26 protein-coding genes are annotated in these 23,994 nt (G+C 63.4%); 14 read left to right on the top strand and 12 right to left on the bottom strand.

Annotated features, from left to right (window positions below; translation table 11 throughout):
• The 5 genes from AC0L2Y_RS20420 to AC0L2Y_RS20400 all read left to right on the top strand — a co-directional run bounded on the left by AC0L2Y_RS20420 (position 1) and on the right by AC0L2Y_RS20400 (position 3,975).
• The gene (locus AC0L2Y_RS20420; RefSeq protein WP_473559015.1) at positions 1-564 is read left to right on the top strand and encodes a hypothetical protein; all 564 of its coding nucleotides are present in this window, start codon (positions 1-3) and stop codon (positions 562-564) included.
• A gap of 76 nt (positions 565-640) precedes the next feature.
• Positions 641-1,744: a redox-regulated ATPase YchF gene (gene ychF, locus AC0L2Y_RS20415; RefSeq protein ID WP_473559013.1), complete on the top strand. Its 1,104-nt coding sequence runs from the start codon at positions 641-643 to the stop codon at positions 1,742-1,744.
• A gap of 197 nt (positions 1,745-1,941) precedes the next feature.
• A complete protein-coding gene (gene corA / locus AC0L2Y_RS20410; protein ID WP_473559011.1) occupies positions 1,942-2,916 on the top strand; it encodes a magnesium/cobalt transporter CorA in 975 nt (324 codons plus the stop codon).
• Between the two features lie 130 nt (positions 2,917-3,046).
• Positions 3,047-3,508: a MaoC family dehydratase gene (locus AC0L2Y_RS20405; RefSeq protein WP_473559010.1), complete on the top strand. Its 462-nt coding sequence runs from the start codon at positions 3,047-3,049 to the stop codon at positions 3,506-3,508.
• Positions 3,505-3,975: a MaoC family dehydratase gene (locus AC0L2Y_RS20400; protein WP_473559008.1), complete on the top strand. Its 471-nt coding sequence runs from the start codon at positions 3,505-3,507 to the stop codon at positions 3,973-3,975. Before AC0L2Y_RS20405 ends, AC0L2Y_RS20400 begins: the two co-directional genes overlap by 4 nt.
• 46 nt (positions 3,976-4,021) lie before the next feature.
• Here the strand turns inward: AC0L2Y_RS20400 and AC0L2Y_RS20395 are convergent, their stop codons facing one another.
• The 4 genes from AC0L2Y_RS20395 to petA all read right to left on the bottom strand — a co-directional run bounded on the left by AC0L2Y_RS20395 (position 4,022) and on the right by petA (position 7,621).
• Positions 4,022-4,567, bottom strand: a complete 546-nt coding sequence (locus AC0L2Y_RS20395) for an adenine phosphoribosyltransferase (protein WP_473559007.1) — start codon at positions 4,565-4,567, stop codon at positions 4,022-4,024.
• A gap of 213 nt (positions 4,568-4,780) precedes the next feature.
• Positions 4,781-5,653, bottom strand: a complete 873-nt coding sequence (locus AC0L2Y_RS20390) for a cytochrome c1 (RefSeq protein WP_473559006.1) — start codon at positions 5,651-5,653, stop codon at positions 4,781-4,783.
• Positions 5,654-5,742: 89 nt separating this feature from the next.
• Positions 5,743-7,044, bottom strand: coding sequence for a cytochrome b (locus AC0L2Y_RS20385; RefSeq protein WP_352488993.1), 1,302 nt, complete (start codon positions 7,042-7,044; stop codon positions 5,743-5,745).
• Positions 7,045-7,060: 16 nt separating this feature from the next.
• Positions 7,061-7,621, bottom strand: a complete 561-nt coding sequence (petA, locus tag AC0L2Y_RS20380; protein ID WP_352488992.1) for a ubiquinol-cytochrome c reductase iron-sulfur subunit — start codon at positions 7,619-7,621, stop codon at positions 7,061-7,063.
• A 280-nt stretch (positions 7,622-7,901) separates the two neighbouring features.
• Between petA and AC0L2Y_RS20375 the strand changes: the two genes are divergently transcribed.
• Positions 7,902-8,258 carry a cupin domain-containing protein gene (locus AC0L2Y_RS20375; RefSeq protein WP_473559137.1) on the top strand — a complete coding sequence of 119 codons (357 nt, stop codon included), beginning with the start codon at positions 7,902-7,904 and terminating at the stop codon, positions 8,256-8,258.
• 27 nt (positions 8,259-8,285) lie between these two features.
• Here the strand turns inward: AC0L2Y_RS20375 and AC0L2Y_RS20370 are convergent, their stop codons facing one another.
• From AC0L2Y_RS20370 to AC0L2Y_RS20355, 4 genes are read right to left on the bottom strand one after another with little or no spacing between them, the layout of a single operon-like run.
• Positions 8,286-8,600, bottom strand: a complete 315-nt coding sequence (locus AC0L2Y_RS20370; RefSeq protein WP_473559003.1) for a DUF6665 family protein — start codon at positions 8,598-8,600, stop codon at positions 8,286-8,288.
• 20 nt (positions 8,601-8,620) lie between these two features.
• On the bottom strand, positions 8,621-10,504 hold the full coding sequence (locus AC0L2Y_RS20365) for an ABC transporter ATP-binding protein (RefSeq protein ID WP_473559001.1): 1,884 nt from the start codon (positions 10,502-10,504) through the stop codon (positions 8,621-8,623).
• Entirely contained in the window at positions 10,501-12,390 is a 1,890-nt protein-coding gene (locus AC0L2Y_RS20360) for an ABC transporter ATP-binding protein (protein ID WP_352489137.1), read from the bottom strand. The genes AC0L2Y_RS20365 and AC0L2Y_RS20360 overlap by 4 nt, the downstream gene beginning before the upstream one ends.
• Positions 12,391-12,416: 26 nt before the next feature.
• Positions 12,417-12,959, bottom strand: coding sequence for a hypothetical protein (locus AC0L2Y_RS20355; protein ID WP_352488987.1), 543 nt, complete (start codon positions 12,957-12,959; stop codon positions 12,417-12,419).
• A 282-nt stretch (positions 12,960-13,241) separates the two neighbouring features.
• Here AC0L2Y_RS20355 and AC0L2Y_RS20350 point away from each other — a divergent pair, with 282 nt between their 5' ends.
• Together AC0L2Y_RS20350 and soxR are read left to right on the top strand one after the other, a co-directional pair.
• Complete coding sequence (locus tag AC0L2Y_RS20350; RefSeq protein WP_352664642.1) at positions 13,242-13,700, top strand: tRNA (cytidine(34)-2'-O)-methyltransferase; 459 nt, start codon at positions 13,242-13,244, stop codon at positions 13,698-13,700.
• 170 nt (positions 13,701-13,870) lie between these two features.
• Positions 13,871-14,317, top strand: coding sequence for a redox-sensitive transcriptional activator SoxR (gene soxR, locus AC0L2Y_RS20345; protein ID WP_352488985.1), 447 nt, complete (start codon positions 13,871-13,873; stop codon positions 14,315-14,317).
• On the opposite strand, the gene AC0L2Y_RS20340 is transcribed toward soxR, so the two are convergent.
• Entirely contained in the window at positions 14,314-14,571 is a 258-nt protein-coding gene (locus tag AC0L2Y_RS20340) for a hypothetical protein (protein ID WP_023679487.1), read from the bottom strand. The genes soxR and AC0L2Y_RS20340 overlap by 4 nt on opposite strands.
• A 105-nt stretch (positions 14,572-14,676) precedes the next feature.
• On the opposite strand from AC0L2Y_RS20340, the gene hemF reads away from it, so the two are divergent.
• The 3 genes from hemF to AC0L2Y_RS20325 all read left to right on the top strand — a co-directional run bounded on the left by hemF (position 14,677) and on the right by AC0L2Y_RS20325 (position 16,567).
• Complete coding sequence (gene hemF, locus AC0L2Y_RS20335) at positions 14,677-15,591, top strand: oxygen-dependent coproporphyrinogen oxidase (protein ID WP_473558998.1); 915 nt, start codon at positions 14,677-14,679, stop codon at positions 15,589-15,591.
• A 257-nt stretch (positions 15,592-15,848) separates the two neighbouring features.
• Positions 15,849-16,109 carry a DUF1344 domain-containing protein gene (locus AC0L2Y_RS20330; RefSeq protein WP_473558996.1) on the top strand — a complete coding sequence of 87 codons (261 nt, stop codon included), beginning with the start codon at positions 15,849-15,851 and terminating at the stop codon, positions 16,107-16,109.
• A gap of 272 nt (positions 16,110-16,381) precedes the next feature.
• A complete protein-coding gene (locus AC0L2Y_RS20325) occupies positions 16,382-16,567 on the top strand; it encodes a DUF1059 domain-containing protein (protein ID WP_023679490.1) in 186 nt (61 codons plus the stop codon).
• Between the two features lie 3 nt (positions 16,568-16,570).
• Here AC0L2Y_RS20325 and AC0L2Y_RS20320 read toward each other — a convergent pair whose 3' ends face one another.
• The 3 genes from AC0L2Y_RS20320 to AC0L2Y_RS20310 are packed head-to-tail and all read right to left on the bottom strand — an operon-like array spanning position 16,571 to position 19,111.
• Positions 16,571-17,839 carry a CCA tRNA nucleotidyltransferase gene (locus AC0L2Y_RS20320; protein WP_473558994.1) on the bottom strand — a complete coding sequence of 423 codons (1,269 nt, stop codon included), beginning with the start codon at positions 17,837-17,839 and terminating at the stop codon, positions 16,571-16,573.
• The gene (locus AC0L2Y_RS20315) at positions 17,836-18,468 is read right to left on the bottom strand and encodes a CoA pyrophosphatase (RefSeq protein ID WP_473558993.1); all 633 of its coding nucleotides are present in this window, start codon (positions 18,466-18,468) and stop codon (positions 17,836-17,838) included. The genes AC0L2Y_RS20320 and AC0L2Y_RS20315 overlap by 4 nt, the downstream gene beginning before the upstream one ends.
• A 13-nt stretch (positions 18,469-18,481) precedes the next feature.
• The gene (locus AC0L2Y_RS20310) at positions 18,482-19,111 is read right to left on the bottom strand and encodes a DUF1285 domain-containing protein (protein ID WP_473559135.1); all 630 of its coding nucleotides are present in this window, start codon (positions 19,109-19,111) and stop codon (positions 18,482-18,484) included.
• A gap of 145 nt (positions 19,112-19,256) precedes the next feature.
• Here AC0L2Y_RS20310 and AC0L2Y_RS20305 point away from each other — a divergent pair, with 145 nt between their 5' ends.
• Genes AC0L2Y_RS20305 through AC0L2Y_RS20295 form a run of 3 tightly spaced genes read left to right on the top strand, consistent with a single transcriptional unit; the run spans position 19,257 to position 23,994 of the window.
• Positions 19,257-20,261, top strand: a complete 1,005-nt coding sequence (locus tag AC0L2Y_RS20305) for an AAA family ATPase (RefSeq protein WP_473558992.1) — start codon at positions 19,257-19,259, stop codon at positions 20,259-20,261.
• Positions 20,261-21,175, top strand: coding sequence for a DUF58 domain-containing protein (locus tag AC0L2Y_RS20300; protein WP_473558990.1), 915 nt, complete (start codon positions 20,261-20,263; stop codon positions 21,173-21,175). The genes AC0L2Y_RS20305 and AC0L2Y_RS20300 overlap by 1 nt, the downstream gene beginning before the upstream one ends.
• Entirely contained in the window at positions 21,172-23,994 is a 2,823-nt protein-coding gene (locus tag AC0L2Y_RS20295) for a DUF4159 domain-containing protein (protein ID WP_473558988.1), read from the top strand. Before AC0L2Y_RS20300 ends, AC0L2Y_RS20295 begins: the two co-directional genes overlap by 4 nt.

The following is a 23,994-nucleotide window of genomic DNA, read 5'->3' as shown; positions in this document are numbered from 1 at the left end:
ATGGATCTGGATGACGTTCAGGAATTGGTCCGCCTCATCAGACAGAAGTATGTTGATTATTTCGTCGCTGCTGCCGGCGAACTTGCTCGCAACAGCCAAGGGTCGCATGCAACCGAGATCAAGTTTTCGAATGTCGATTCGTTCTATCGAAATCTCATCGCGATTGATTTCGTCGGCAATGACGGACAGCCAAATCCGCAATTCATCAACAGCGAAACCTATGTGAAATTCTCTCCGGATATTCACGCCGGGATTGGTGGAGTGGATGTCCTCGTCTCACCGTTCAAGTGGGACGAGGTTCATTTCAAATTCCCCGTAAATGAGCTCGACGGCGATCTCTTCGACGAATGGTTTCGCGGCTGGTTCGATATCGATGGCGAGCGTGAAACATCGGAGACCGTCGGAAACATCATTCACAGTGTGCAATTGCTCGACGGGCAACTGACCATTGATTTCGGAACCGCCGAGGTCGACGCGTTCTGGCATCTCCTGCAAATACTGAGCACGTCCGGCGTTCGTTCGTTGGCGATAGGCACCGATGACATCGCGCAGCGTCTGAATTGAATTGCGCCTTGACGATCATCGGCGCTTTCGCCCATAGCCCTGATCAAATTTCGATTTCCCGATAGGACCAGACAAAATGGGTTTCAAATGCGGCATCGTTGGCTTGCCCAATGTCGGCAAGTCGACGCTCTTCAATGCGTTGACCAGGACGGCGGCGGCGCAGGCCGCCAATTATCCGTTCTGCACCATCGAACCGAATACCGGCGAGGTGGCGGTGCCCGACCCGCGCCTGCAGAAGATCGCCGCGATCGGCAAGTCGAAGGAGATCATCCCAACCCGCATCTCGTTCGTCGACATTGCCGGCCTGGTGCGTGGCGCCTCGAAAGGCGAAGGGCTTGGCAACCAATTCCTCGCCAACATCCGTGAGGTCGACGCCATCGTCCATGTGCTGCGCTGCTTCGAGGATGACGACATCACCCATGTCGAGGGCCGCATCGATCCTGTCGCCGATGCCGAGACCGTCGAGACCGAATTGATGCTTGCCGACCTCGACAGCCTCGAGCGCCGCATCGTGCAGATCCGCAAGCGTGCCGCCGGCAAGGACAAGGAAGCAGCGACCGTACTTCCGATGATGGAAGCGGCGCTTGAACTGCTGCAGGACGGCAAGCCCGCCCGTATCCTGCTCAACGGCATCTCGGCCGAGGACCTGCGCATCCTGCAGGGGCTGAACCTGTTGACGTCTCACCCCGTGCTCTATGTCTGCAACGTCGCGGAAGCCGATGCCGCTACCGGCAACGCGCATACCAGGGCGGTCGAGAAGATGGCCGCCGCGCAAGGCGCCCGCACCGTCGTGATTTCAGCGGCGATCGAAGCCGAGGTCGCCCAGCTCTCGGACGAAGAGGAGATGGAATTCCTCTCCTCGCTTGGGCTCGACGAGCCGGGCCTGAACAAGGTCATCCGCGCCGGCTACGAGCTGCTGCAGCTCATTACCTATTTTACCGTCGGGCCGAAGGAGACACGCGCCTGGACCGTTCACAAGGGTGCCAAGGCGCCGCAGGCGGCAGGCGTCATCCACACCGATTTCGAGCGCGGCTTCATCCGCGCCCAGACCATCGCCTATGACGACTTCGTCAGGCTGGGCGGCGAAGTGGCGGCCAAGGAGGCCGGCAAGGCGCGCGACGAAGGCAAGGAGTATGTCGTCCAGGACGGTGACATCATGCTGTTCAAGTTCAACACCTGACCCGGCGAGGGAGCCCAGTGGCGACCATTGCCGTCGCTCGATGTCGCAGTGCCTCTTGCGCTGCTTGACGGGCCGTCGTGCGGGGTCTAAGGGGCCTCTGCACCGGCCTCGCGCCTCACCTGCCCGTGTCCGTGCGACCCGACTGACGCGCCCCCTCCAAACGAACGCTCTTTGGCAACAGCAAGGGAGACCCGGCGATGATCAAGGCCTTCGTCGTCGACAATGATCGCCTGCGCCTGGTCGACGATCTCCTGCAAAACAGCGACACTGTCGTCTGGGTCGACCTCTTCAACCCGACAAAGGAAGAAGAGACGACAATCGAGACCTGGCTCGGCATCGCCGTTCCGACCCGCGAAGAGATGGAAGAGATCGAGATCTCGAGCCGTCTCTACGTCGAGGACGGCGCCTACTTCATGACCGCCATTCTGCCTGCCCAGACCGAGGTTGACGATCCGTTGATGTCGCCGGTTACCTTCGTGCTCGCCGGCAGCAGGCTGATCACCGTGCGGTACCACGAACCGAAGGCGTTCAAGACCTTTCCGCTGCGCGCCGAGAAGGTGGCGACCGGCTGCACCAGCGGCGACACCATCCTGATCGGACTGCTGGAGGCGATCGTCGACCGCCTCGCCGACATTCTGGAGCGCGCCGGCCGCGACGTCGAGGTGATCTCGCGCGACATCTTCGAGGCACGCTCGACCAAGGTTTCCAAGCGCAACCGCGACTTCCAGGAGCTGTTGAAAGGCATTGGCCGCAAGGAGGACCTCGCCTCCTCGATCCGCGACAGCCTGATCTCGCTGCAGCGCCTTGCCGGCTTCCTCGCCCATGCCTCCACGCAGACCAGGATGAGCAAGGATACCCGCGCCCGCATCAAGACCTTGTCGCGCGACGTGCTGTCGCTCGCCGACCACGCCACGTTCCTGTCACAGAAGATCAGCTTCCTGCTCGACGCGACGCTCGGCATGATCTCGATCGAGCAGAACGCCATCATCAAGATCTTCTCCGTCGCCGCTGTCATCTTCCTGCCGCCGACGCTTGTCGCTTCGATCTACGGCATGAATTTCGACGTCATCCCCGAGCTCAAATGGCACTTTGGGTATCCCTTCGCCATCGGCATGATGGTGCTTTCGGCAATCCTGCCCTTCTGGTATTTCCGCCGCCGCGGCTGGCTGTAGGGTCATCAATAGCTCCGCTGCGGCTTGGGCGCAGCGGACTGGCGCAGTAGAAATTGCTTGACCAAATGCCGCCCTGCCTGCATCCGGGACCCGGACCCGCGATCGTACAATCATGAACCGGATTTCCATCATGACCGCAAAGACCTGGGCTTATGAGGATTTTGTCGAGGGCGCTTCGCTCGATCTCGGCACCAAGCTGGTAAGTGCCGCCGAAATCATCGAATTCGCCGGCGAGTTCGACGCCCAGCCGATGCATCTCGACGAGGCCGCGGGCAAGGCCAGCATCCTCGGCGGGCTGGCGGCTTCGGGCTGGCACACCTGCGCCATGTTCATGCGCATGCTGTGCGATGCCTTCCTGCTTGACTCGACCTCGCAGGGCGCGCCAGGCGTCGACCAGGTCAAATGGAAACGGCCAGTCCTGGCCGGCGACCTGTTGAGCGGCAGCACCACCGTCCTTGCCAAGCGTTTATCCAGATCGAAGCCCCGGCTTGGCCTGGTTACCATGCGCAGCGAGTTGTTCAACCAGCGCGGCGAAGATGTTTTCGAGCTCGAAAACACCGTCATGTTCCTCACCCGCGAGGGCAGTGCGTGAGCCTCGACGAATTCTTCTGCATCGGTATCACCGTCACGCTCGGTTCGCATCGATTCGAACCGGAGGCGATCAAGGCGTTCGCCCGCAAATACGACCCGCAGATATTCCATATCGACGAAGAGGCGGCGAGGAACAGCATATTCGGCGGGCTCTGTGCCTCGGGCTGGCACACCGCCGCCACCTGGATGAAACTGAACCTCGAGGCTGGCATGGAGGCAGAGGTCGCCCGCTGGCCCGGCCCTGGGCCGGTGCCGGAATTCGGCCCCTCGCCCGGCTTCAAGAACCTCAAATGGCCCAAACCTGTCTATGCCGGGGAAACCGTGACTTTCGCCCGCACCGCGCTGGCCCATCGCCCCATTGCCTCGCGACCGGGCTGGCGGCTGCTGACGCTTCGCTCGGAAGCTTTCGATTCGACGGGCGACAAGGTCATCGAATTCGAAAGTGCCGTGCTGGTGAAGGTGGGGTGAGCGGAGTTCTTCCCTTCTTCCACAGAACGGGAGAAGGAAGAAACGCTCAATGCCCCTCAAACCCGATCAGCGTCCTCACCGGTACGCCGAGCGCCTCTAACCTCTCTCGGCCGCCAAGGTCCGGCAGGTCGATGACAAAGCAGGCGGCGACGATATCGGCGCCGATCTGCCGCAATAGCTTGACGGCCGCCTCGGCCGTGCCGCCGGTGGCGATCAAATCGTCGACGAGGATTACCCTCTCGCCCGGAGAAACACCGTCCTTGTGCATCTCCATCTCGTCCAGCCCGTATTCCAGGCTGTAGGCGACGCGCACCGTCTCGTAAGGCAGCTTGCCCTTCTTGCGGATCGGCACGAAGCCGGCCGAGAGCTGGTGGGCGATGGCGCCGCCGAGGATGAAGCCGCGCGCCTCGATGCCGGCGATCTTCTCGATCTTGAGGCCGGCATAGGGATGCACCAGTTCGTCGATGGCGCGGCGGAAGGCCCGCGCATTGCCGAGCAGCGTGGTGATGTCGCGAAACAGGATGCCCGGCTTAGGATAATCCGGAATGGTGCGGATCGCGGCAAGCAGCGTCTCTTCGAGCGAGGACTTCATCAGGCGGCTCTCCGGGCCATTCAGATTCGGCTGAAGACGTGAAGGGAATTGGCCAATCGTAACCCGGTGCAGCTAAGTCCGGCTACCGCCATGTGACGCCTGACGGAAAATTGTCCGGCAAAGGGCCTGCTCTGCGCCGGCAGCGATGAATCGACATGCCTGCAATGAAAAGGGCGCCTTTCGACGCCCTCGCATTCTCGTATATCGCAGGGTTCAGTGCAGCACGCCGGCCCACACCTTGCGCTTGGTCAGGTAGACCAGCGCACCGAACAGCAACAGGAAGACCAGTACGCGAAAGCCGGTCTTCTTGCGATCCTCGAGGTGTGGCTCGGCCGCCCACATCAGGAAGGCCGACACGTCGCGCGAATACTGGTCGACCGTCTGCGGCGCGCCGTCATCATAGGTAACCTGGCCGTCGGAGAGCGGCTTCGGCATCTTCAGCGACACGCCGGACAGGAAGTACGGATTGTAGTGCGTGCCTTCCGGTATGACCATGCCCGCCGGCGGCTGCTGGTCGTAGCCGGTCAGCAGCGAGTGGATGTAGTCGGGGCCGCCCTGGGCATACTGGGTAAAGATATCGAAGACGAAGCGCGGGAAGCCGCGTTCGACGCCGCGCGCCTTGGCCAACAATGACATGTCGGGCGGCGCAGCGCCGCCATTTGCCGCCGCTGCCGCTTCGACATTAGGGAATGGTGCCGGGAAATGGTCGGACGGCTTGCCGGGACGGTCGAACATGTCGCCGGCATCGTTCGGGCCGTCATGGATCGTATATTCGGCCGCCAGCGTCTTGATCTGCGCGTCCGAATAGCCAAGGCCTTCCAGCGTACGGAACGCCACCAAATTCATCGAATGGCAGGCCGAGCAGACTTCCTTGTAGACCTTCAGCCCGCGCTGCAGCTGGGCCTTGTCGTAGGTGCCGAATGGCCCGGCGAAGCTCCAGTCCATTTCCTTCGGTTCGTGTATCGGGAAATGCGTCGGCGCCGCCTCATTGTGCGCCTCTTCCTGGGCGCTGGCTCCAGTGCCTGCGGCCCCGATGCCCGCGGCCACAAGGCCAAGCAGCGCCAGCGAGGTGAGAATCTTCTTCATGCCAAATCCCCTTGAGATTCTCTGACGCGCTGTCACCGTCTCGAGCATGACCTTGTCCGAGTACCGGTTTCCACTTTTCGCAATCATGCTCAGCCCTTGGTTTCCGGCGCGGCCGTGGCGCCGGCAGGATGTCCACCGCCGCCCTTGTTCTTCTCGAGCACTGCCTCGGTGATCGAATTCGGCAGCCGCCGCGGCTTTTCGATCAGCCCGAGCACCGGGAGCGCTACCAGGAAGAAGGCGAAGTAGAACAGCGTCGCCATCTGCGCCATGAACACATAGCTGCCCTCGGCCGGCTGCGAGCCCAGCCAGCCCAGCAGGATGGAGTCGGCTACGAACAGCCAGAAGAACAGCTTGTACCAGGGCCGGTAGACCGCCGAGCGCACCTTTGAGGTGTCGAGCCACGGCACCAGGAACAGCATGACGATCGCCCCGAAAAGGCAGAGCACGCCGCCGAGTTTGGAGTTGATCGGCCCGATATTGAAGGTGATGGCGCGCAGGATCGCGTAGAACGGCAGGAAGTACCATTCCGGCACAATGTGGGCCGGCGTCTTCAGCGGGTTGGCCACGGTGTAATTGTCCGGATGGCCGAGATAGTTCGGCAGGTAGAACACGAAATAGGCGAAGACGAACAGGAACACGATCATGCCGAACCCATCCTTGATGGTCGCGTAAGGCGTGAAGGCGAGCGTGTCGGTCTTCGATTTGACCTCGATGCCGGTCGGATTGTTCTGGCCGACGACGTGGAGCGCCCAGATGTGCAGCACGACCACGCCGGCGATCATGAACGGCAAAAGGTAATGCAGCGCAAAGAAGCGGTTCAGCGTCGGATTGTCGACCGCGAAGCCGCCGAGCAGAAGCTGCTGGATCCAGTCACCAACCAGCGGTATGGCGGTGAAGAAGCCGGTGATGACGGTAGCGCCCCAGAACGACATCTGTCCCCAAGGCAGCACATAGCCCATGAACCCGGTCGCCATCATCAGCAGGTAGATGATGCAGCCGAGGATCCACAGCAGCTCGCGCGGCGCCTTATAGGAGCCGTAGTAGAGTCCGCGGAAAATATGGATGTAGACGGCGATGAAGAAGAACGACGCGCCGTTCGAATGCATGTAGCGCAGCAGCCAGCCGGAATTCACGTCGCGCATGATCTTCTCGACCGAATCGAAGGCGAGGGTGCTGTCGGCTGCGTAGTGCATGGCCAGCACGATACCGGTCAGGATCTGCGCCGCCAGCATAAGCGCGAGGATGCCGCCGAAGGTCCAGGCATAGTTTAGATTGCGCGGCACCGGATAGGCGATGAAGCTGTCATAGACCAGCCGCGGCAGCGGCATGCGCGAATCGAACCAGCGTCCGATGCCGGTCTTGGGCGTATAGGTCGAGTGTCCCTCGCTCATGGAAATATCCCCTGCCTCAGCCGATACGGATCTTGGTGTCGGAAACGAATTGGAACACCGGTACTGCCATGTTCTCCGGCGCCGGACCCTTCCGGATGCGGCCGGCAGTATCGTATACGGAACCGTGGCATGGGCAGAACCAGCCGCCGAAATCGCCTTCCTGGCCGAGCGGGATGCAGCCAAGATGGGTGCAGACCTGTACCATCACCATCCAGGCTTCCTTGCCCGGCGTGGTTCGGTTGGCATCGGTTGCCGGCGCGTCGGCCGGCAGGTTGGCATTGCGGGCGATTGGATCCTTGAGCTCGGCGAGATTGACCGCCTCGGCTTCCTTCATCTCTTTTTCGGTGCGGTTGCGCACGACAACCGGCTTGCCGCGCCACTTCACGACGAGCGACATTCCCGGCGTCAGCGAGGAGACGTCGACCTCGACCGAGGCGAGCGCCAGTGTCGAGGCATCCGGACGCATCTGGTCGATGAACGGCCAGGCGACGGCGCCCGCGCCGACCACCGCGGCCATGCCGGTGGCAACGTAGAGAAAATCACGACGGTTGGGATCCTGGGTGTCGGTTGCGCTCACGGGTGCCTGATCCTTTCGCCTCTTCCGTGCCGGCGGCCGAGCCTTGTTCCCGCTCAATCGCGCCGGCCCGACAGCGCATGGCGAACAGGCTAGCGAATTCCTCCGGCATTTGGGACTTGGGTTTATGCGTGAAGCCTGTTTTTGTCCAGACGGGTGAAGGCACAAGGGCAGATTGTCGCGGGGACGTAATTCGCACGGCGGAATGATTGGAAAACAGCAGCAAAACCAAATGGCTGCGTTCGCCTCGACAGCTGGCACTGGCCCGGTTTATCCTCGGCCTATGGCGCATGTCATAGACCGCGACAAATGGGCCGACGCGCCCGACCGCTGGCCCGATCACTGGCAGGGCGAGCTGCAAGGCGGAGCTTACGGCTCGAACAGCTGTCTGATCTTCAACTACCTGCCCGAAATCGGCGGCGGCCCCAGGCTGCACAGCCATCCCTATTGCGAGATTTTTATCGTCCGGACCGGGACCGGTCTGTTCACCCTCGGCGACCGGCAGATCGAGGCCACAGCCGGCCAGATCCTGATCGTGCCGCCGAACACGCCGCACAAATTCACCAATCTCGGGCCAGGCCCGCTGGAAACCACCGACATACACGAGAACGGCAGCTTCATCACCGAGTGGCTGGAATAACGCCTCCCGAACCAATTCCGGTTCGGATCATGCGCTGGCACCGAGCCTGGCCAGCACGGCCTTGGGAATGTTGTATTCCCGGATCACCGCGTCGTGCTTGCGCAGGCCGCAGAGTTCGCGCTGGATGAAATAGCCGTGCACCGCTTCGGCTGCGTCCTTGAGCAGCCGGGCTCGATCGTCGCTGTCGCAATTCTCGCGCAGCCTCGTCAGTGTTTCCTCGACGCGCCGGCCGGCGCGGCCGAGCGCGGCCGCCTTCTCGCCGAGGATTTCATGGCCAAGCAGGTCCAACGCGCTCTCCTGCGCGCCGGCCCGTCCGAAATTCGATGGCATTCTCACCGCCATGGTCTACTCCGCTTGTAAAACTACTCCGCCGGCCGGGTCTCGGCCAGCGCGCTCTCCTCGTTGAACAGGAAGCCGCCGGACTGCCGCCTCCACAGCCTGGCATAGAGCCCGTCGAGCCCGACCAGCTCGTCATGCGTGCCTTGCTCGACGATGCGGCCTTCGTCGAGCACCACCAGCCGGTCGAGTGCCGCAATGGTCGACAGCCGATGGGCGATGGCGATGACCGTCTTGCCTTCCATCAGCCTTGCCAGATTCTCCTGGATCGCCGCCTCGATGTCGGAATCGAGCGCCGAGGTCGCCTCATCGAGCACCAGGATCGGTGCATCCTTGAGGAAGACGCGGGCGATCGCCACGCGCTGGCGCTGACCGCCGGAGAGCTTGACGCCGCGCTCGCCGACATAGGCCTCGTAGCCAATACGATCGCGATTGTCGCGCAGCCCGAGGATGAACTCGTGCGCCTCGGCCTTCTCCGCTGCCGCAACCACCTCGGCGTCGGTCGCTGCCGGCATGCCGAGCTTGATATTGTCGCGCAGCGAGCGGTGGAACAGTGCCGTATCCTGGCTGACGACGCCGATATTGGCGCGCAGCGAATTCTGCGTGACCCGGGAGACGTCCTGCCCGTCAATGGTGATCTTGCCGCTCTCGAGGTCGTAGAGGCGCAGGATCAGATTGACCAAGGTCGTCTTGCCGGCGCCGGACGGGCCGACCAGGCCGACCTTTTCGCCCGGCCGCACGACGAGGTCGATGCCGTTAAGCACGCCGGACCCCTTGCCGTAGTGGAACTCGACATTGCTGACGTCGATGCGCCCGCCGCCGACGACAAGCTCTTTCGCGTCCGGCGCATCGGTCAGACCGAGCGGCTGCGAGATCAGCGCCTTGGAGTTTTCCAGCACGCCGAGGTTTCGCAATATGCCGTTTAGCTGCATCATCAGCCGGCCGAGCAGCATGTTCAGCCGCAGCACCAAAGACAGCGTGAAGGCCACGGCACCGACCGTGATCGAGCCCTCGACCCAAAGATAAACGGCAAAGCAGGCGATCGCCGTGATCATGACGCCCGACAGCATCGTCAGCGCCATGCGCACGCCTGTCAGCCGGCGGGTGAACGGGCGCAGCGCGTCGAGATAGATGTCGAAGCCGTTCCTGATGTAGCGGTCGTCGCCATCGGCCGAGAACAGTTTCAACGTCTGCACGTTCGAATAGGAATCGACAAGGCGGCCGGTGATCATCGAGCCGGCTTCGGCTGTGGCTTCGGCATGCTTGCGGATCGCCGGCACATAGCGCCTGGCCAGCAAGCCGAAGGCGGTAATCCAGATCACCACCAGCATCGCTAGCCGGAGATCAAGCCCGGCGACCAGCGCCAGCGTCGTCACCGTATACACGACCATGAACCAGACGACCTCGATGAAGCTTTCCATCAGATCGCCGGTCGCCTGTCCCGCCTGCCAGACCTTGGTCGCGATACGTCCGGCAAAGTCGTTCTGGAAGAAGGCGTAGGATTGGCGCGAGACATGGCGATGCGCCTGCCAGCGCACCAGATTATAGAAACCCGGCGTGATCGTCTGCTCGTCGACCAGCGCCGACAGGCTGACGACGATGGTGCGGATGACCAGCACCACCGCGATCATGAAGACAAGTTCCGGGCCGGCGGCAGTCCACAGCGCGTGCCAGCTGCGTTCGCCGGGAAGCTGATCGAGGATGTCGACCAGCCGCCCGACGAAATAGAACAGTCCGGCTTCGACCAGCGGCGCGATGCCGCCGATCACCAGCATTGCGAAGAAGGCAATCTTCGCCTGCCCGACATAATGCCAGAGGAAACCCCTGACTCCGGCAGGTGGCCGAAGGTCCGCGGGCTCCCGGAATGGATAGACCCAGTTCTCGAACCAGCGGTAGATGGCAGTCATCATTCGGCGGCTTCACCCTTGGCGATTGCATCGTTGGCGGCTGCATCGTTGGCAGAGGGGCCGTCGTCGAGCAGGAATCCGCCCGACTGGCGGTGCCAGAGTTGGGCGTAGAGCCCGCTTTTGGCAACGAGTTCCTCATGCGAACCTTCCTCGACGACGCGGCCCTTGTCCAAGACGACGAGCCGGTCCATGGCCGCGATCGTCGACAGCCGGTGGGCAATGGCGATGACGGTCTTGCCTTGCATCAGCTTGTAGAGATTCTCCTGGATGGCCGCCTCGGCCTCGGAATCGAGGGCGGAGGTCGCCTCGTCGAGGATGAGGATCGGCGCGTCCTTCAGCATGACACGGGCTATGGCGATGCGTTGCCGCTGGCCGCCGGACAATTTGACGCCGCGATCGCCGACATGCGCGTCGAAACCCTTGCGGCCGTTCGAATCCGACAAGCCGGCAATGAAATCCAGCGCCTCGGCGCGCCGCGCCGCCTCGATCAGCATCTCGTTGCTGGCGTCCGGCCGGCCATAGAGGATATTTTCGCGTACCGAGCGATGCAGCAGCGAGGTGTCCTGCGTTACCATGCCGATCTGGGCGCGGAGCGAGTCCTGCGTCACCGCCGCGATGTCCTGGCCGTCGATCAGGACCTTGCCGCTTTCGAGGTCGTAGAAGCGCAACAGAAGGTTGACCAGCGTCGACTTGCCGGCACCCGAACGGCCGACGATGCCGACCTTCTCGCCCGGCTTCACCGTCAGCGACAGGCTTTCGATCACGCCCTTCTGCTTGCCGTAGTGGAAGCGGATGTCCTCAAAACGGATCTCTCCCTTGGTCACGGCAATATCCTTGGCGCCAGGCCGGTCTTCGACGAGGCGCGGCAGCGAGATCGAGGCGATGCCGTCCTGCACCGTGCCGATATTCTCGAACAGCGTGGACATCTCCCACATGATCCATTGCGACATGCCCCAGAGTCGCAGCACGAGGCCGATGACCAGGGCGACGGCTCCGATCGTCACGGCTTGGCCGAGCCACAGCCATAGCGAGATTGCGGTGACCGAAAACAACAGCAGCGAATTCAGGACGTAGAGCAGGCCGTAGAGCTGCGTCACCAACCGCATCGATCGGTAAACCGTGTCGAGAAAGCCGGCCATACCGTCCTTGGCGAAGGATGCCTCGCGCCGCGCATGCGAGAACAGCTTGACCGTCTGGATGTTGGAGTAGCTGTCGACGACACGGCCGGTCATGGTTGAGCGCGCATTGGCCTGCTCCTCGCCGACCTTGCCCAGCCGCGGGATGAAATAGCGCAACAGCAGGACATATCCGGCAAGCCAGACGGCAAGCGGCGCGGCCAGCCGCCAGTCTGCCGAGCCGACGATGAACAGCATGCCGAGAAAATAGACGACGATATAATTGAGCACGTCGATGAGCTTGATGACGCACTCGCGCACCGCGAGCGCCGTCTGCATCAGCTTGGTCGCGATGCGCCCGGCAAACTCGTCCTGATAGAAGCTCATCGACTGCTTGAGCAGGTATCGATGCACCTGCCAGCGGATACGCATCGGATAGTTGCCCATCAGCGTCTGCTGGTTGAGCAGCGAATGGAACCAGACCGTTGCCGGCAGCGCGAAAACCACGATGAAGGCCATGCCGGCCAGCTTCAAGCCTTCGGTCTGCAGGAACGTCTCGCGATTCTGTCCGGACAGCCAGTCGACGATCCGGCCCATGAAGCCGAACATCCACACCTCGGCAAGGGCGATGGCCGTCACCAGCACCGCATCGAGAGCGATGTAGGGCCACGCGCCGCGCGTATAATGCACGCAAAAGGCGATCAGTGTCCGCGGCGGCTCGACCGGCTCCTTGGTAGGGAACGGATCGAGCCTTTTTTCAAACCAGCTAAACATAGTGATGCTCACAGTACTGTTTCCGCTCACGCGGCACGAGAACGGACGAGGTGCCCAGACCGCATGGCGCCAAGGACCGGCGATACGGAATCGTCCGCCTCGCCGGTCCTGCTTCGCGCTATATAGGTTGTCGCGGGCCTTTCGCCGACAGTCTCGTTTGACGATGCTGACGACGTTTTGACGATCCGGATTTTCGCGCCGGTTTTTGCACCAGGCCGGATCAGCCTGATGATCCGGCGCACCAGCGACGGCCGGCTATAGTCCGGAACGGCGCGCGAGAAATCGACGTCCGGCAGCATGCCGCGATGCGGACGCCGGCGGGTCTCGGCGTGAACCGCCGACGAGTAGGTCTCGCCGATCAAAAGCGCCCAGGTCGCAGTCTTGCGCTCGTGCAGGCTTCTTGAGCCGGGTATTCTACAGGGATCGAACATCGGTCCGTCCTCCAGTTGAAGATGCAGGTAGAAGGGTGAACCAACCCAGGTCGCGGGCATGCGCGGCACGGCAAAGGTGGCATCGGTCGAAGCGTGTTCAGGTGGGGCGTTCAGCCCCTTCCACAGCTTGAAAAACATCGCAGGATTCCTTCAAGGGCCGAAAAGGTTTCGGCGGGAATCGGTGCGATTGAAGTCTAAAAGGTCAGGAGAATCGTCGTACCGAAACCGCCGTCGGGCTGGTAAGCCCACGAGAGGGGTGGTGGATGTGCATGGCCATCATGAATTACCCCTCCATCGGTTCGGGTTGACAATGCTGGCCGTATAACCGACTTCGCAGAAAATGACCACCCGCCAGTCCAGGAATTTCCAAAACCGCGAGAGCTCTGTGGCTGATCTGCCACTTATTAGAAAGACGCGGAAATGAACGACCGTCTCCGCATCGCGCTCTACCAACCTGATATCGCCGGCAATACCGGGACTATCCTGCGCTTCGCCGCTTGCCTCGGTCTCGGCGTCGACATTGTCGAACCGGCGGGCTTCCCGCTCAGTGACCGGGCGCTGAAACGGGCCGGCATGGACTACCTCGAAATGGCGGCGCTCACCCGGCATGTCGACTGGCACGCCTTCGAGGACTGGCGCAAGCTTGCCAAGCGGCGGCTGGTGCTGCTGTCGACCAAAGCAGCTGTCGCCTACACGGATTTCGTCTTTGCCGGCGACGACATTCTCCTGTTCGGCCGCGAATCCGCAGGCGTGCCGGATGCCGTCCACGAGGCGGCGGATGCACGCCTGACCATTCCGATGCAGCCCGGCGCGCGCAGCATCAACGTCGCGCTTTCCGTTGCGATGGTGGCGGGCGAAGCGATCCGGCAGCTTCGCTAGGATGTGTACGCAATCGCCGGCCGCAGCGACCAAGGCGTCGTCCTCACGCAACACTGCGTCCTCTCCGGTCATTCTCATCCAGACGCACATCGCCTTCTCCTGCCGTTTGCATCTTCGAGGCTTCTTCGCTACAAGCTCAACTTAACTTGAGGTCAAGCGGAAAATCGGAGATGGCTGCGGCAACGGAATTAACAGTCGGCCAGGTGGCGATGCGCAGCGGCGTGGCGGTGTCGGCGCTGCATTTCTACGAAGCGCGCGGGCTGATCCGCAGCCACCGCACATCAGGCAACCAGCGGCGTTACGGCCGCGACGTGCTGCGGCGGGTGGCGATCATCAAGGTAGCGCAGGAGGTCGGCATTTCGCTGGCCGAGATCGGCAGAGCCCTTCGATCATTGCCCGAAGGCCGAACGCCGACGCGCGAGGATTGGAACCTGCTTTCGACGGCTTGGCGCGACGAGCTCGACCAGAAGATCAGTCAGCTCAAGAAGCTGCGCGACGGGCTGACCGACTGCATCGGCTGCGGCTGCATGTCGATCGACAAATGTCCGCTGAGGAATAAGGACGACAGGCTGAGCATCCGGGGGCCGGGAGCGAGACGCTTGCTGATCGAGCGTTAATCCGCCGCCGGCAGCCGCCTGATTGTAAATTCGATGACGTCGCCCGGCCGCTCGAACCAGCTCTCGATCTCGGTCCAATAGGCCTGCTTGGGAAAGCGCTCGAACCATTCCTTCGCCTTGAGACGAGCGTCGGAGCGCGGCAGCACGAAGGTCTCGCGCAGGAATCCGTCGCGCGGCATGCGCGCGTTCTCAGCGCGCGAACGGTCGAGCCTCTTCTTCAGGCCATCCAGCGGCGGTCTTGCCGGGGTGCGCACGAAAGAACTCCATTCACACTTGACCCTTGCACCTAAGAGATTAGGGATCGCGGCCGGAAAAGACGAGTCATTTGTCGGGGTACGCCCCGCAACCGGAGACAGGATTTGCAACGACCCGAGATACCGGCGGGGCTGCCAGCCGACATCGAACAGAAGAAGATGAAGGCACGGCTGTGGTTCGAGACGTTGCGCGAGCGCATCTGCGCCAGCTTCGAGCAGATCGAGCAGGACCTGCAGGGGCCGCAGGCCAGCTGGTCGCCCGGTCGCTTCGAAAAGACGCCGTGGCAACGCGATGCCGGCAAGGGCGGCGGCGGTACCATGTCGATGATGCACGGCCGCGTCTTCGAGAAGGTCGGCGTCCACACCTCGACCGTCCATGGCGAGTTCTCGCCCGAATTCAGGAAGCAGATGCCGGGCGCCGAAGAGGACCCGTCCTTCTGGGCGAGCGGCATTTCGCTGATCGCCCATCCGTGGAACCCCAACGTGCCGGCCGTGCATATGAACACGCGCATGGTCGTCACCTCGCGCCAGTGGTTCGGCGGCGGCGCCGACCTGACACCGGTGCTCGACCGCCGCCGCAGCCAGGACGACCCCGACACGATCGCCTTCCACAGGGCGATGCAATTTGCCTGCGAGAAGAACGCGGCGATCGCCGACTACGCGAAATTCAAGGCCTGGTGCGACGAGTACTTCTATCTGCCGCACCGCGACGAGCCACGCGGTACCGGCGGTATCTTCTTCGACTGGCTGCATTCGGGCGAGGACAAAGGCGGCTGGGACGCCGATTTCAACTTCGTCCAGGACGTCGGGCGATCTTTTCTCGTCGTCTACGGACATCTGGTGCGCGCCAACTTCAATGACAACTGGACCGATGGCGACCGTGACGAGCAGCTCATCCGCCGCGGCCGCTATGTCGAATTCAACTTGCTTCACGATCGCGGCACCATCTTCGGGCTGAAGACCGGCGGCAATGTCGCCTCGATCCTGTCCAGCCTGCCGCCTGAGGTGAAATGGCCGTAAAATCTCGGTGAGCATGATGTGAGCCGCAATCGGGTCTAAATCCCCAGAATTTGACGGCAAATGTGGCGCAAGGCGCGCCAGAAAATATCTTTTTCGTCTAATATTCTATTGAAAAGATTGGGCTATTTGTCGCGTCGGGCCGGGAAACGCCGGCGGTCCTTTACTCCCGAGAGCCGCGACCCGACGTGACCGGACGGCCCATGATTGAATGGGGCACCTTCCCAAGCGGGTGCCCGCATTTTCCAGGAGAGCATGCCATGCGCAAGCTTATTATGACCGCAGCCGCCGCTGCCGTTCTCGCCTCTGGTACTGCCGCACTCGCTGCGGTCAAGCACACCACCGGCACGATCAAAAGCTTTGATGGAACGGCAATGAGCCTGGTTCTGGATAACGGAGCCACCTTTACGTTGCCCCAGACCTTCAAGGATCCTGGCCTGAAGGTCGGCGAAAAGGTCCGCGTCACGTGGGATATGAGCGGCAAGGACAAAATTGCCGAGGCAGTCAAGATCGTGAAGTGATGTCCTGCCCGCCGGAGGTCTTGCCTCCGGGGTAGCGCAAGAGGGCGGAGCAGCGCTGCTCCGCCTTTTTCGCAATCCGTACCCCTTGAGCACTGCGTGTCGGCTTGCACGCGCGGCGTAGGGCAACCAAAACCGTTCGATCGTGTTATGCTTAGCTGGCCAGCGTGTAACCCGGATACCGGACCCGGTTTCCGGATCGCGCAATCAAAGGTCTGGAGCTTCCGTGTCATTGCGCGGCGCGACGCTCCAAGGAGGAGATGAGGAGAAGCCAAATGAAGGAATTCCATTGCGGGTCGCTCGTACCCGGCTGCGAGTGGCACACACGCGCCGAGGAGGAGGCTGAGGTCATGCGTCGTGCCGTCGAGCATCTGCGCGAGACGCATGGCGAGACGGTGATCCGCGAGACGATGATCGAGGCGATCCGCTCGCGCATCGAAAAGGTCCGCGACGCAGCGTGACGGTCAGGATTCGAGTGCCTCCGCGGCGCGCTTGAGCAGCGCGCCGCGATCAAGCGCAAAACCGGACTCGACCCATTCCTTTTCGAGATTCTTCAACGTTGCACCAAGCTTCGGCCCCGGTGATGCGCCAAGCGTCGTCAGATCGGCGCCCTTGACCGGAAAAACAGGGTTTTGCCATTTTGCAGCGAAGGCAAGCAGGCGCGAGAAGCCGCCGGCTTCGAGCAGTGCGTCATTGTCTTCGACCGCGCGGGCTCGAGCGGAAGCGAGCAACAGCCGCAACCGATCGACAAAGCCTTGGCGGTCGCCAAAATAGAGCCTTTTCGCCAACTCTCCTTCGGTTGTTTTCGGATCGACGGCCGCCGTGATCGCCCAATTCCGCAGCCGGCTTGCCTCGCTCACGGAAAGCCTCAATCTCTCGGCAAGCGTTTTCATGCGCGCGGCATCCGGCGGCACGATGGCTTCCAGCCTGAGCAGCGGGTCCGGCGCCCAGGCCAGATCCTTCTCGGTCTTGGTCAGCCCGTGAATGGCATCGATGCCCCATTTCTCGCTTTCCGGCAAAACGGCGGTCAGAACGCCGGCCTGGCGCATCCACAGCAGCGCCCGCGACGGATCTGGCGCTGACAGCAATTTCTTCAATTCCCACCAGACGCGCTCGACCGAGAGCTGGTCGAGCCCCTGCTTCAGCCTGGCACAAGCCTTCAATCCTTCGGCATCCGGCCTGCCGTCGCCATACCAGGCGAAGAAACGGAAGAAACGCAGGATGCGCAGATAATCCTCGCGGATACGCGCTTCCGGATCGCCGATGAAGCGCAGCCGCCGCGCTTCGATATCGGCGATACCGCCGACCAGATCGACGACCGTTCCATCGGCTTCGGCATAGAGTGCATTGATGGTGAAATCGCGCCGCTCAGCGTCGGCTTTCCAGTCGCGGCCGAACGACACTTTGGCGCGCCGGCCGTCGGTTTCGATATCGGCACGCAGCGTGGTGACCTCATAGGCCTTGCCGTGGGCGACCGCGGTGACGGTGCCATGCTCGATGCCGGTCGGCACCGTCTTGAAGCCCGCCGCCTCGGCGCGCCGGATGGTTTCCTCGGGCACCGTCGTGGTGGCGATGTCGATGTCGGCGACCGGCTGGCCGATGAGCGCGTTGCGCACCGCACCGCCGGCGACACGCGCCTCCTCGCCGCCGTCGGTGAGCGCGGCGAGCAGGCGCTGCAGGTGGCTTTCGCCGAGCCAGCCGGCCTTGCCAGCAATCGACACCGGATTGCTCACGAATAGAGCCTTTCATAAAGCGTTCGGATGATGCCCGCGGTGACGCCCCAGATGCGCTGGCCGCCATAGGGCATCTCGTAATAGAACCATTCGAGGTCGTTCCACATGCGACTGTCCCTGCTGTGGTTGGCGGGGTCCATCAGAAAGCCCAGCGGCACCTCGAAGACGGCATCGACCTCGTCGGGATTCAGTGTCAGGCCGAAACCGGGCCGCACAATCCCGAGCACCGGGGCGATGCGATAGCCGCTGCCGGAGACGTAGTCCGGCAGACGGCCGATGACCTCGATGTGATCCCTATCGAGACCGATCTCCTCGAATGTCTCGCGCAACGCCGCCGCTTCCGGACTCGCATCGGTTGGATCGATGGTTCCACCGGGAAAAGCCACCTGCCCCGAATGGTTGCGCAGCTTTTCCGCCCGCCTGGTCAAAAGGACCGTGGCTTCATGGCCATGATCGACGACCGGGATCAGCACGGCGGCATCGCGCAGCGCCTTGGCTAGCTTCAGCCTGGGATGGCCCGGATTGAAGCGGTGGTCGCCAAAATCGTCGCCGGCATGCGCCAACGGCTGCGCCGCCACGCGCTGGCGAAACTCGGCAGCGGAAAACGGCAGCGGCGTCACCTGATCCATCATAGGCGGTCCATCATGCGCTCAGCCGTTTCAGTTTCTCAGCCGGCATGATTGGATAGACCTCGCCCTTGGAACGGACGGCAAACATCGTCTTGCCACCGATGTCGATCTCTTCGCCGTGCTCGACCAGCTCGTACATCACCGGCCGCGCCACCAGCGCCTCCAGCCGCCCGCGCACCAGCACATAGGGCTTCAGGCCACCTGTCTCGTCCTCATCGACGAAGCGCAACGGGTGCCCCGCCCCAGCCTCGACCAAGTCCCCGACATTGGTGCGAAAGGTTATGATTTGTCCGTCGCCTGCGCCCGACACGTCCATCTCGACGGCAATAAAGGGCGCGTCGGCGACGCGGATGCCGACCTTTTCCACCGGCGTCACCAGGTAGGTCCTGCCGTCCTCGTCCTTACGCAGCACCGAGGAGAAAAGCTGCACCAGCGGCATCCGGCCGATCGGCGTTCCCAGGTAGAACCAGGTGCCGTCCTGCTTGATTTCCATGTCGAGATCGCCACAGAACGCCGGATTCCAGCGTTCCACCGGCGCCGGCCCCTTGCCGGCGCGCGTCGCACGCGAGACCAGCGCTTCCAGCCCGCGCGCCTCGGTCGCGGCCGTCAGGCTCTCTTCACGATGGTCGGCGGCTTCCGTCATGGTCACGAAATAGTCACTGTTGTTCCGCTTGTCAGCCTAAGTCTGTGATTTAAGTTCATTGCAGGCGCCATGCGAGGCCGAATCGCGGCATTCTCTGCGGCACCAAGGTGCCAAGCGGTGTTTCCAACAGAAGGATCGATGCTGCATGAGCGTTATGATCAAGGAAAGCCCGATCAGCGAAAAGGACATGGTGGCGCAGGCCGAGAAAGCGCTGGCCGACATTTCGAGGGTCCGTGACGGCGTCGGGCGGGTCATTTTCGGCCAGGAAAGCGTCGTCGAGCGCACGCTCGTCGCATTGCTGGCCGGCGGCCACGCACTGCTGGTCGGCGTGCCCGGCCTAGCCAAGACCAAGCTGGTCGAAACGCTGGGCATCGTGCTCGGCCTCGATTCGCGTCGCATCCAGTTCACGCCCGACCTAATGCCGTCCGACATTCTCGGCTCAGAGGTGATGGAGCAGGATGAATTCGGCAAGCGTTCGTTCCGCTTCATTTCCGGGCCGATCTTCGCGCAATTGCTGATGGCCGACGAGATCAACCGCGCCTCGCCGCGTACCCAGTCGGCGCTGCTGCAGGCGATGCAGGAATACCACGTCACCATTGCCGGCGTGCGCCATGACCTGCCGTCACCGTTCCACGTTCTCGCGACGCAGAACCCGCTGGAGCAGGAAGGCACCTATCCGCTGCCCGAGGCACAGCTCGACCGTTTCCTGATGCAGGTCGACATCCTCTACCCCGAGATCGAGGCGGAGCGCCGCATCCTGCTGGAGACCACAGGTATCGAGGATGCCAAGGCCGAAAACGTGCTGCAGCCGGCGCGACTGAAGGACATCCAGACGCTCATCCGCCGCATGCCGGTACCGGAAAGCGTCGTCGAGGCGATCCTGAAGCTGGTACGCTCGGCGCGTCCTGGCCAGGGCAATGCCGATACCGACAAGCACGTCGCCTGGGGCCCAGGCCCGCGCGCCAGTCAGGCGCTGACGCTGTGCGCCCGCGCCCGCGCCCTCTATGACGGCCGACTGGCGCCGTCGGTCGACGACGTCCGGGCGCTGGCCGAGCCGGTGCTGCAGCACCGCATGGCGCTGACGTTCGCCGCCCGCGCCGAGGGTACCACGGTTCGCGATGTTGTGGCGAAGCTCGCGAAAGGGATTTGATGGCGCGCATCGGTGAAGCGCAGGCACCGGCAGCGACGCGCGATGCGCTCGCCAGAGGCCGGTTGCGGGCTTCGTTGGTGCCGGACCTGCTGGTCGAGGCGCGCCGCATCGTCAACACGGTAATTGCCGGCTGGCATGGCCGCCGCAAGCGCGGCATCGGCGAGAATTTCTGGCAGTTCCGGCCCTATGTCGAAGGCGATTCCTCGCGCATTGACTGGCGCCGTTCCGCTCGCGACGACCACACCTATGTCCGCGACCGTGAATGGGAGGCCGCCCATACGGTGTGGCTGTGGGCCGACCCCTCGCCTTCCATGCTCTACAAATCGACCGGAGCCAGCGTTTCCAAGGAATCGCGCGCCCTGGTGCTGGCGCTGGCCATGGCCGAGCTTTTGTCGCGCAGCGGCGAGCGCATTGCCTGGCCGGGCCTGACTGACCCATTCACCGCCCGCAATGGCGCCGAGCGCATCGCTGCGCAACTGATGCACGCCGCCGACCTGCCGGCAAAGCCCGACCTGTCCGGCATTCGCCGCTTCTGCGACATCGTCCTCGTCAGCGATTTCCTCGACCCGGTCGAGGACACCATAGCCTGGCTGGACGTGCTCGCCCGCCACGGCGTGCGCGCCCATCTGATCGAGGTCGCCGATCCGGCCGAGGAAAGCTTCCCCTATGCCGGGCGCACCGAATTCACCGATCCTGAGACCGGCGACAAGCTGACCGCCGGCCGTGCCGAAATGCTGGGCGAGGAATATCGCCTGCTTTATGCCGCCCGCCGCCAGGAACTGGCCGCCTGGTGCAAACGGCTTGGCTGGAGCTTTACCGTCAATCATACCGATCGCCTTGCCTCCGAGGCGCTGGTGCGCATCCACATGGCCATGACCGCCGAGGGCAGCTTTGCCGGGAGGGCCCGCGCATGAGTTGGCTGCCGCTCTCTTTCGGGGCGCCGATGGTGCTGTGGGGCCTGCTGGCGCTGCCGGTGATCTGGTGGCTTCTGCGGCTGACCCCGCCCAGGCCGCAAACTGAGGTGTTTCCGCCGCTCAGGATTCTCGCCCGCGTGCTGAGGCGCGAAGAAACGCCGCAGCAGAGCCCTTGGTGGCTGACGCTGCTCAGGCTGCTGATGGCCGCGCTTGTCGTGGCGGCACTTGCCGAACCCGTCTTCAACCCGCGCGAAAAGCTGCCGGCCGAGGGCGCCGCCTTGGCGCTGGTGATCGACAATGACTGGGCAAGTGCCGCCGACTGGGGCAAGCGCGTCGCCACCGCCGAGCGGCTGATCGCCGATGCCAATTCGAACGGCGTGCCGGTGCTCATCGCTTTCACCGCCGAGAAGCCGAATGCCGAGATCGGTCCCTTCGATGCCGCTGCCGCGCTCGACCGGCTGCGCGCGGCAAAGCCGCGGCCGATCCCGACCGACCGCCCCGCCGTCTACGCCCGCGTCGCGTCAGCCTTGGAGTCGCTGCCGGGCGCCAGCGTCGCGGTGCTCGCCGATGGCTTGGCGGCGCAAGGCGACGAAGCCGCGTTCAACACGTTGTTGTCAAAGAACGCGGCACGCGTCGTCTGGGCCGTCTCCGACCGGCTGTCGCTGACCGGCCTGACCGGCGCCGACAATCAGGTCGACGGCTTCGCCCTGACCGCCATCCGCGCACCGGGCGATCCGGCACCTGCACAGGTGACCGCCGGCGCCTTTGACGACAAGGGCCGCCGCATTGCCGACGCGACGCTGACCTTCGCCCCGGGCGGAACCACCGCCACCGGCACGATGGCGGTGCCGTTCGAACTGCGTAACGACTTCGCCTACATCGCGCTCGATGGGGAGCGCCAGGCCGGTGCCGTCCGCGTGCTCGATGAGAGCTCAAAACGCCGCCGCGTCGGGCTGCTTTCGCAGTCCGAGGCCGATCAGGCGCAACCGCTGCTGTCGCCGCTCTACTACATTCGCCGCGCCCTGCAGCCCTTCGCCGATCTCGTCGAGCCGTCGAGCGTCGATCTCGCCGACGCCATCCCGCAACTGCTCGACCAGAAGCCGGCAATGATCGTCATGGCGGATGTCGGCACCATTCCGGAACAGGCGCGGCAAAGGCTGGTCGACTGGGTCGACAAGGGCGGCACGCTGGTGCGTTTTGCCGGTTCGCGGCTGGCCGCTGCCGGCAATGACGACGACCTGCTGCCGGTCCGGCTGCGCACCGGCGAGCGATCGCTTGGCGGCGCGCTGTCATGGACGGCGCCGCAGCCGGTCACCGAATTCCCGAAAACCGGCCCCTTCGCCGACCTCGCGCCGCCCACCGAGGTCACCGTCACCAGGCAGGTGCTGGGCGAACCGACGCCCGACATCGTCGAGCGCACCTGGGCCACGCTTGCCGACGGCACGCCGTTGGTGACCGGGATGAAGAAGGACAAGGGCACCCTCGTGCTGTTCCACGTCACCCCCGAGGCGACGTGGTCCAACCTGCCGATCTCCGGCAGCTTCGTCGAGATGCTGCGGCGCATCGTGCAATTGTCGCGCAACCAGGGCGCGGCTGTCGCCAATGCCGAGGCCGCCGCCACGTCGCTGGCACCTTATCGCATGATCGCCGCCGACGGCACGCTGGTGCCGCCGACGCCGGATGCCAGGCCGCTGGTGCCCGGCGCCGGCCCGCTGCCGGTGACGCTGGAAAACCCGCCCGGCCTCTACGGCTCCGAGACGGGAGTGTTCGCTCACAATCTGCTCGGTGGCGACAGCGCATTCACGCCGCTGGCCCGGCCTGAAATCACGGTACCGGTCACCACCATCCAGTATGCCTTCGACGAGCAGCGCAACCTCAAAGGTCCGCTGGTCACGGCGGCCCTGGTGCTGATGGTGCTCGACACGCTTGCCGTATTCTGGATGGGCGGCCTGTTGTCGCGCCGGCCGCGCCGTGCCGGCGCTGCGGCGACGGCAGCCGTCCTGCTGATTGCGCTCGGCGGCCTGATTGGCCACGCGGACGTCGCGCGTGCCGACGACGCCAAACCGGGAGATACGGAGGCGATCGGGGACATTTCAAAGACCCGGATCGCCTACGTGCTGACCGGCGAGCCGGGTGTCGATTCGATCAGCCGCGCCGGGCTCGAAGGCCTGACCCGCTTCCTCATAGAAAAAACCGCGCTCGAACCCGGAGCACCGGCCGGCGTCGACATCTCGAAGGACGAACTTTCCTTCTATCCACTGATCTACTGGCCGATCGATCCCTCGGCCCCGATGCCGAGCGAGGCCGCTATCGCCCGCATCGACGCCTACATGCAGCAGGGCGGAACGGTCTTGTTCGACACCCGCGACCAGTTCGCCAATGGCATTGGTGCGGATTCGACCAGCCCGGCGACGGAGCGGCTGCGTGACATCCTCGGCAACCTCAACGTGCCACCGCTGGAACCGGTGCCGTCGGACCACGTGCTGACCAAATCCTTCTACATCCTTCCGGAGTTTCCCGGCCGTTTTGCCGGCAGCCCGCTTTGGGTCGAGGCATCGCTTGAAGCCAGCAACACCGAGAACCGCCCGGTGCGCACCGGCGACGGCGTTTCGCCAATCATGATCACCGCCAATGATTTCGCCGGCGCTTGGGCCGTCGACGAGAATGGCGACCCGCTATTGCCGACCGTGCCATCGGATCCGATGCAGCGCATCTATGCGCTGCGCGCCGGCGTCAACATCATGATGTACATGCTGACCGGCAACTACAAATCCGATCAGGTGCACGTCCCGGTGCTGCTCGAACGGCTGGGGCAATAG

The organism is Mesorhizobium sp. WSM4830 (assembly GCF_055811495.1).
The sequence above is the reverse complement of the archived record's forward strand: the minus strand, read 5'-3'. Positions and strand labels throughout refer to the sequence as shown.

Bases quoted from the DNA above. Each gene is read 5' to 3' on its own strand.
- AC0L2Y_RS20315 (WP_473558993.1), bottom strand. From the start codon at position 18,468: ATGGATCAGGTGACGCCGCTGCCGTTTTCCGCTGCCGAGTTTCGCCAG.
- AC0L2Y_RS20365 (WP_473559001.1), bottom strand. From the start codon at position 10,504: ATGATGACTGCCATCTACCGCTGGTTCGAGAACTGGGTCTATCCATTC.
- AC0L2Y_RS20385 (WP_352488993.1), bottom strand. From the start codon at position 7,044: ATGAGCGAGGGACACTCGACCTATACGCCCAAGACCGGCATCGGACGC.
- AC0L2Y_RS20395 (WP_473559007.1), bottom strand. From the start codon at position 4,567: ATGAAGTCCTCGCTCGAAGAGACGCTGCTTGCCGCGATCCGCACCATT.
- AC0L2Y_RS20295 (WP_473558988.1), top strand. From the start codon at position 21,172: ATGAGTTGGCTGCCGCTCTCTTTCGGGGCGCCGATGGTGCTGTGGGGC.
- AC0L2Y_RS20420 (WP_473559015.1), top strand. From the start codon at position 1: ATGGATCTGGATGACGTTCAGGAATTGGTCCGCCTCATCAGACAGAAG.
- AC0L2Y_RS20390 (WP_473559006.1), bottom strand. From the start codon at position 5,653: ATGAAGAAGATTCTCACCTCGCTGGCGCTGCTTGGCCTTGTGGCCGCG.
- AC0L2Y_RS20330 (WP_473558996.1), top strand. From the start codon at position 15,849: ATGCGCAAGCTTATTATGACCGCAGCCGCCGCTGCCGTTCTCGCCTCT.
- AC0L2Y_RS20300 (WP_473558990.1), top strand. From the start codon at position 20,261: ATGGCGCGCATCGGTGAAGCGCAGGCACCGGCAGCGACGCGCGATGCG.
- AC0L2Y_RS20375 (WP_473559137.1), top strand. From the start codon at position 7,902: ATGGCGCATGTCATAGACCGCGACAAATGGGCCGACGCGCCCGACCGC.
- ychF (WP_473559013.1), top strand. From the start codon at position 641: ATGGGTTTCAAATGCGGCATCGTTGGCTTGCCCAATGTCGGCAAGTCG.
- AC0L2Y_RS20325 (WP_023679490.1), top strand. From the start codon at position 16,382: ATGAAGGAATTCCATTGCGGGTCGCTCGTACCCGGCTGCGAGTGGCAC.
- AC0L2Y_RS20370 (WP_473559003.1), bottom strand. From the start codon at position 8,600: ATGGCGGTGAGAATGCCATCGAATTTCGGACGGGCCGGCGCGCAGGAG.
- AC0L2Y_RS20310 (WP_473559135.1), bottom strand. From the start codon at position 19,111: ATGACGGAAGCCGCCGACCATCGTGAAGAGAGCCTGACGGCCGCGACC.
- AC0L2Y_RS20350 (WP_352664642.1), top strand. From the start codon at position 13,242: ATGAACGACCGTCTCCGCATCGCGCTCTACCAACCTGATATCGCCGGC.
- soxR (WP_352488985.1), top strand. From the start codon at position 13,871: ATGGCTGCGGCAACGGAATTAACAGTCGGCCAGGTGGCGATGCGCAGC.
- AC0L2Y_RS20360 (WP_352489137.1), bottom strand. From the start codon at position 12,390: ATGTTTAGCTGGTTTGAAAAAAGGCTCGATCCGTTCCCTACCAAGGAG.
- AC0L2Y_RS20405 (WP_473559010.1), top strand. From the start codon at position 3,047: ATGACCGCAAAGACCTGGGCTTATGAGGATTTTGTCGAGGGCGCTTCG.
- corA (WP_473559011.1), top strand. From the start codon at position 1,942: ATGATCAAGGCCTTCGTCGTCGACAATGATCGCCTGCGCCTGGTCGAC.
- AC0L2Y_RS20305 (WP_473558992.1), top strand. From the start codon at position 19,257: ATGAGCGTTATGATCAAGGAAAGCCCGATCAGCGAAAAGGACATGGTG.
- AC0L2Y_RS20355 (WP_352488987.1), bottom strand. From the start codon at position 12,959: ATGTTTTTCAAGCTGTGGAAGGGGCTGAACGCCCCACCTGAACACGCT.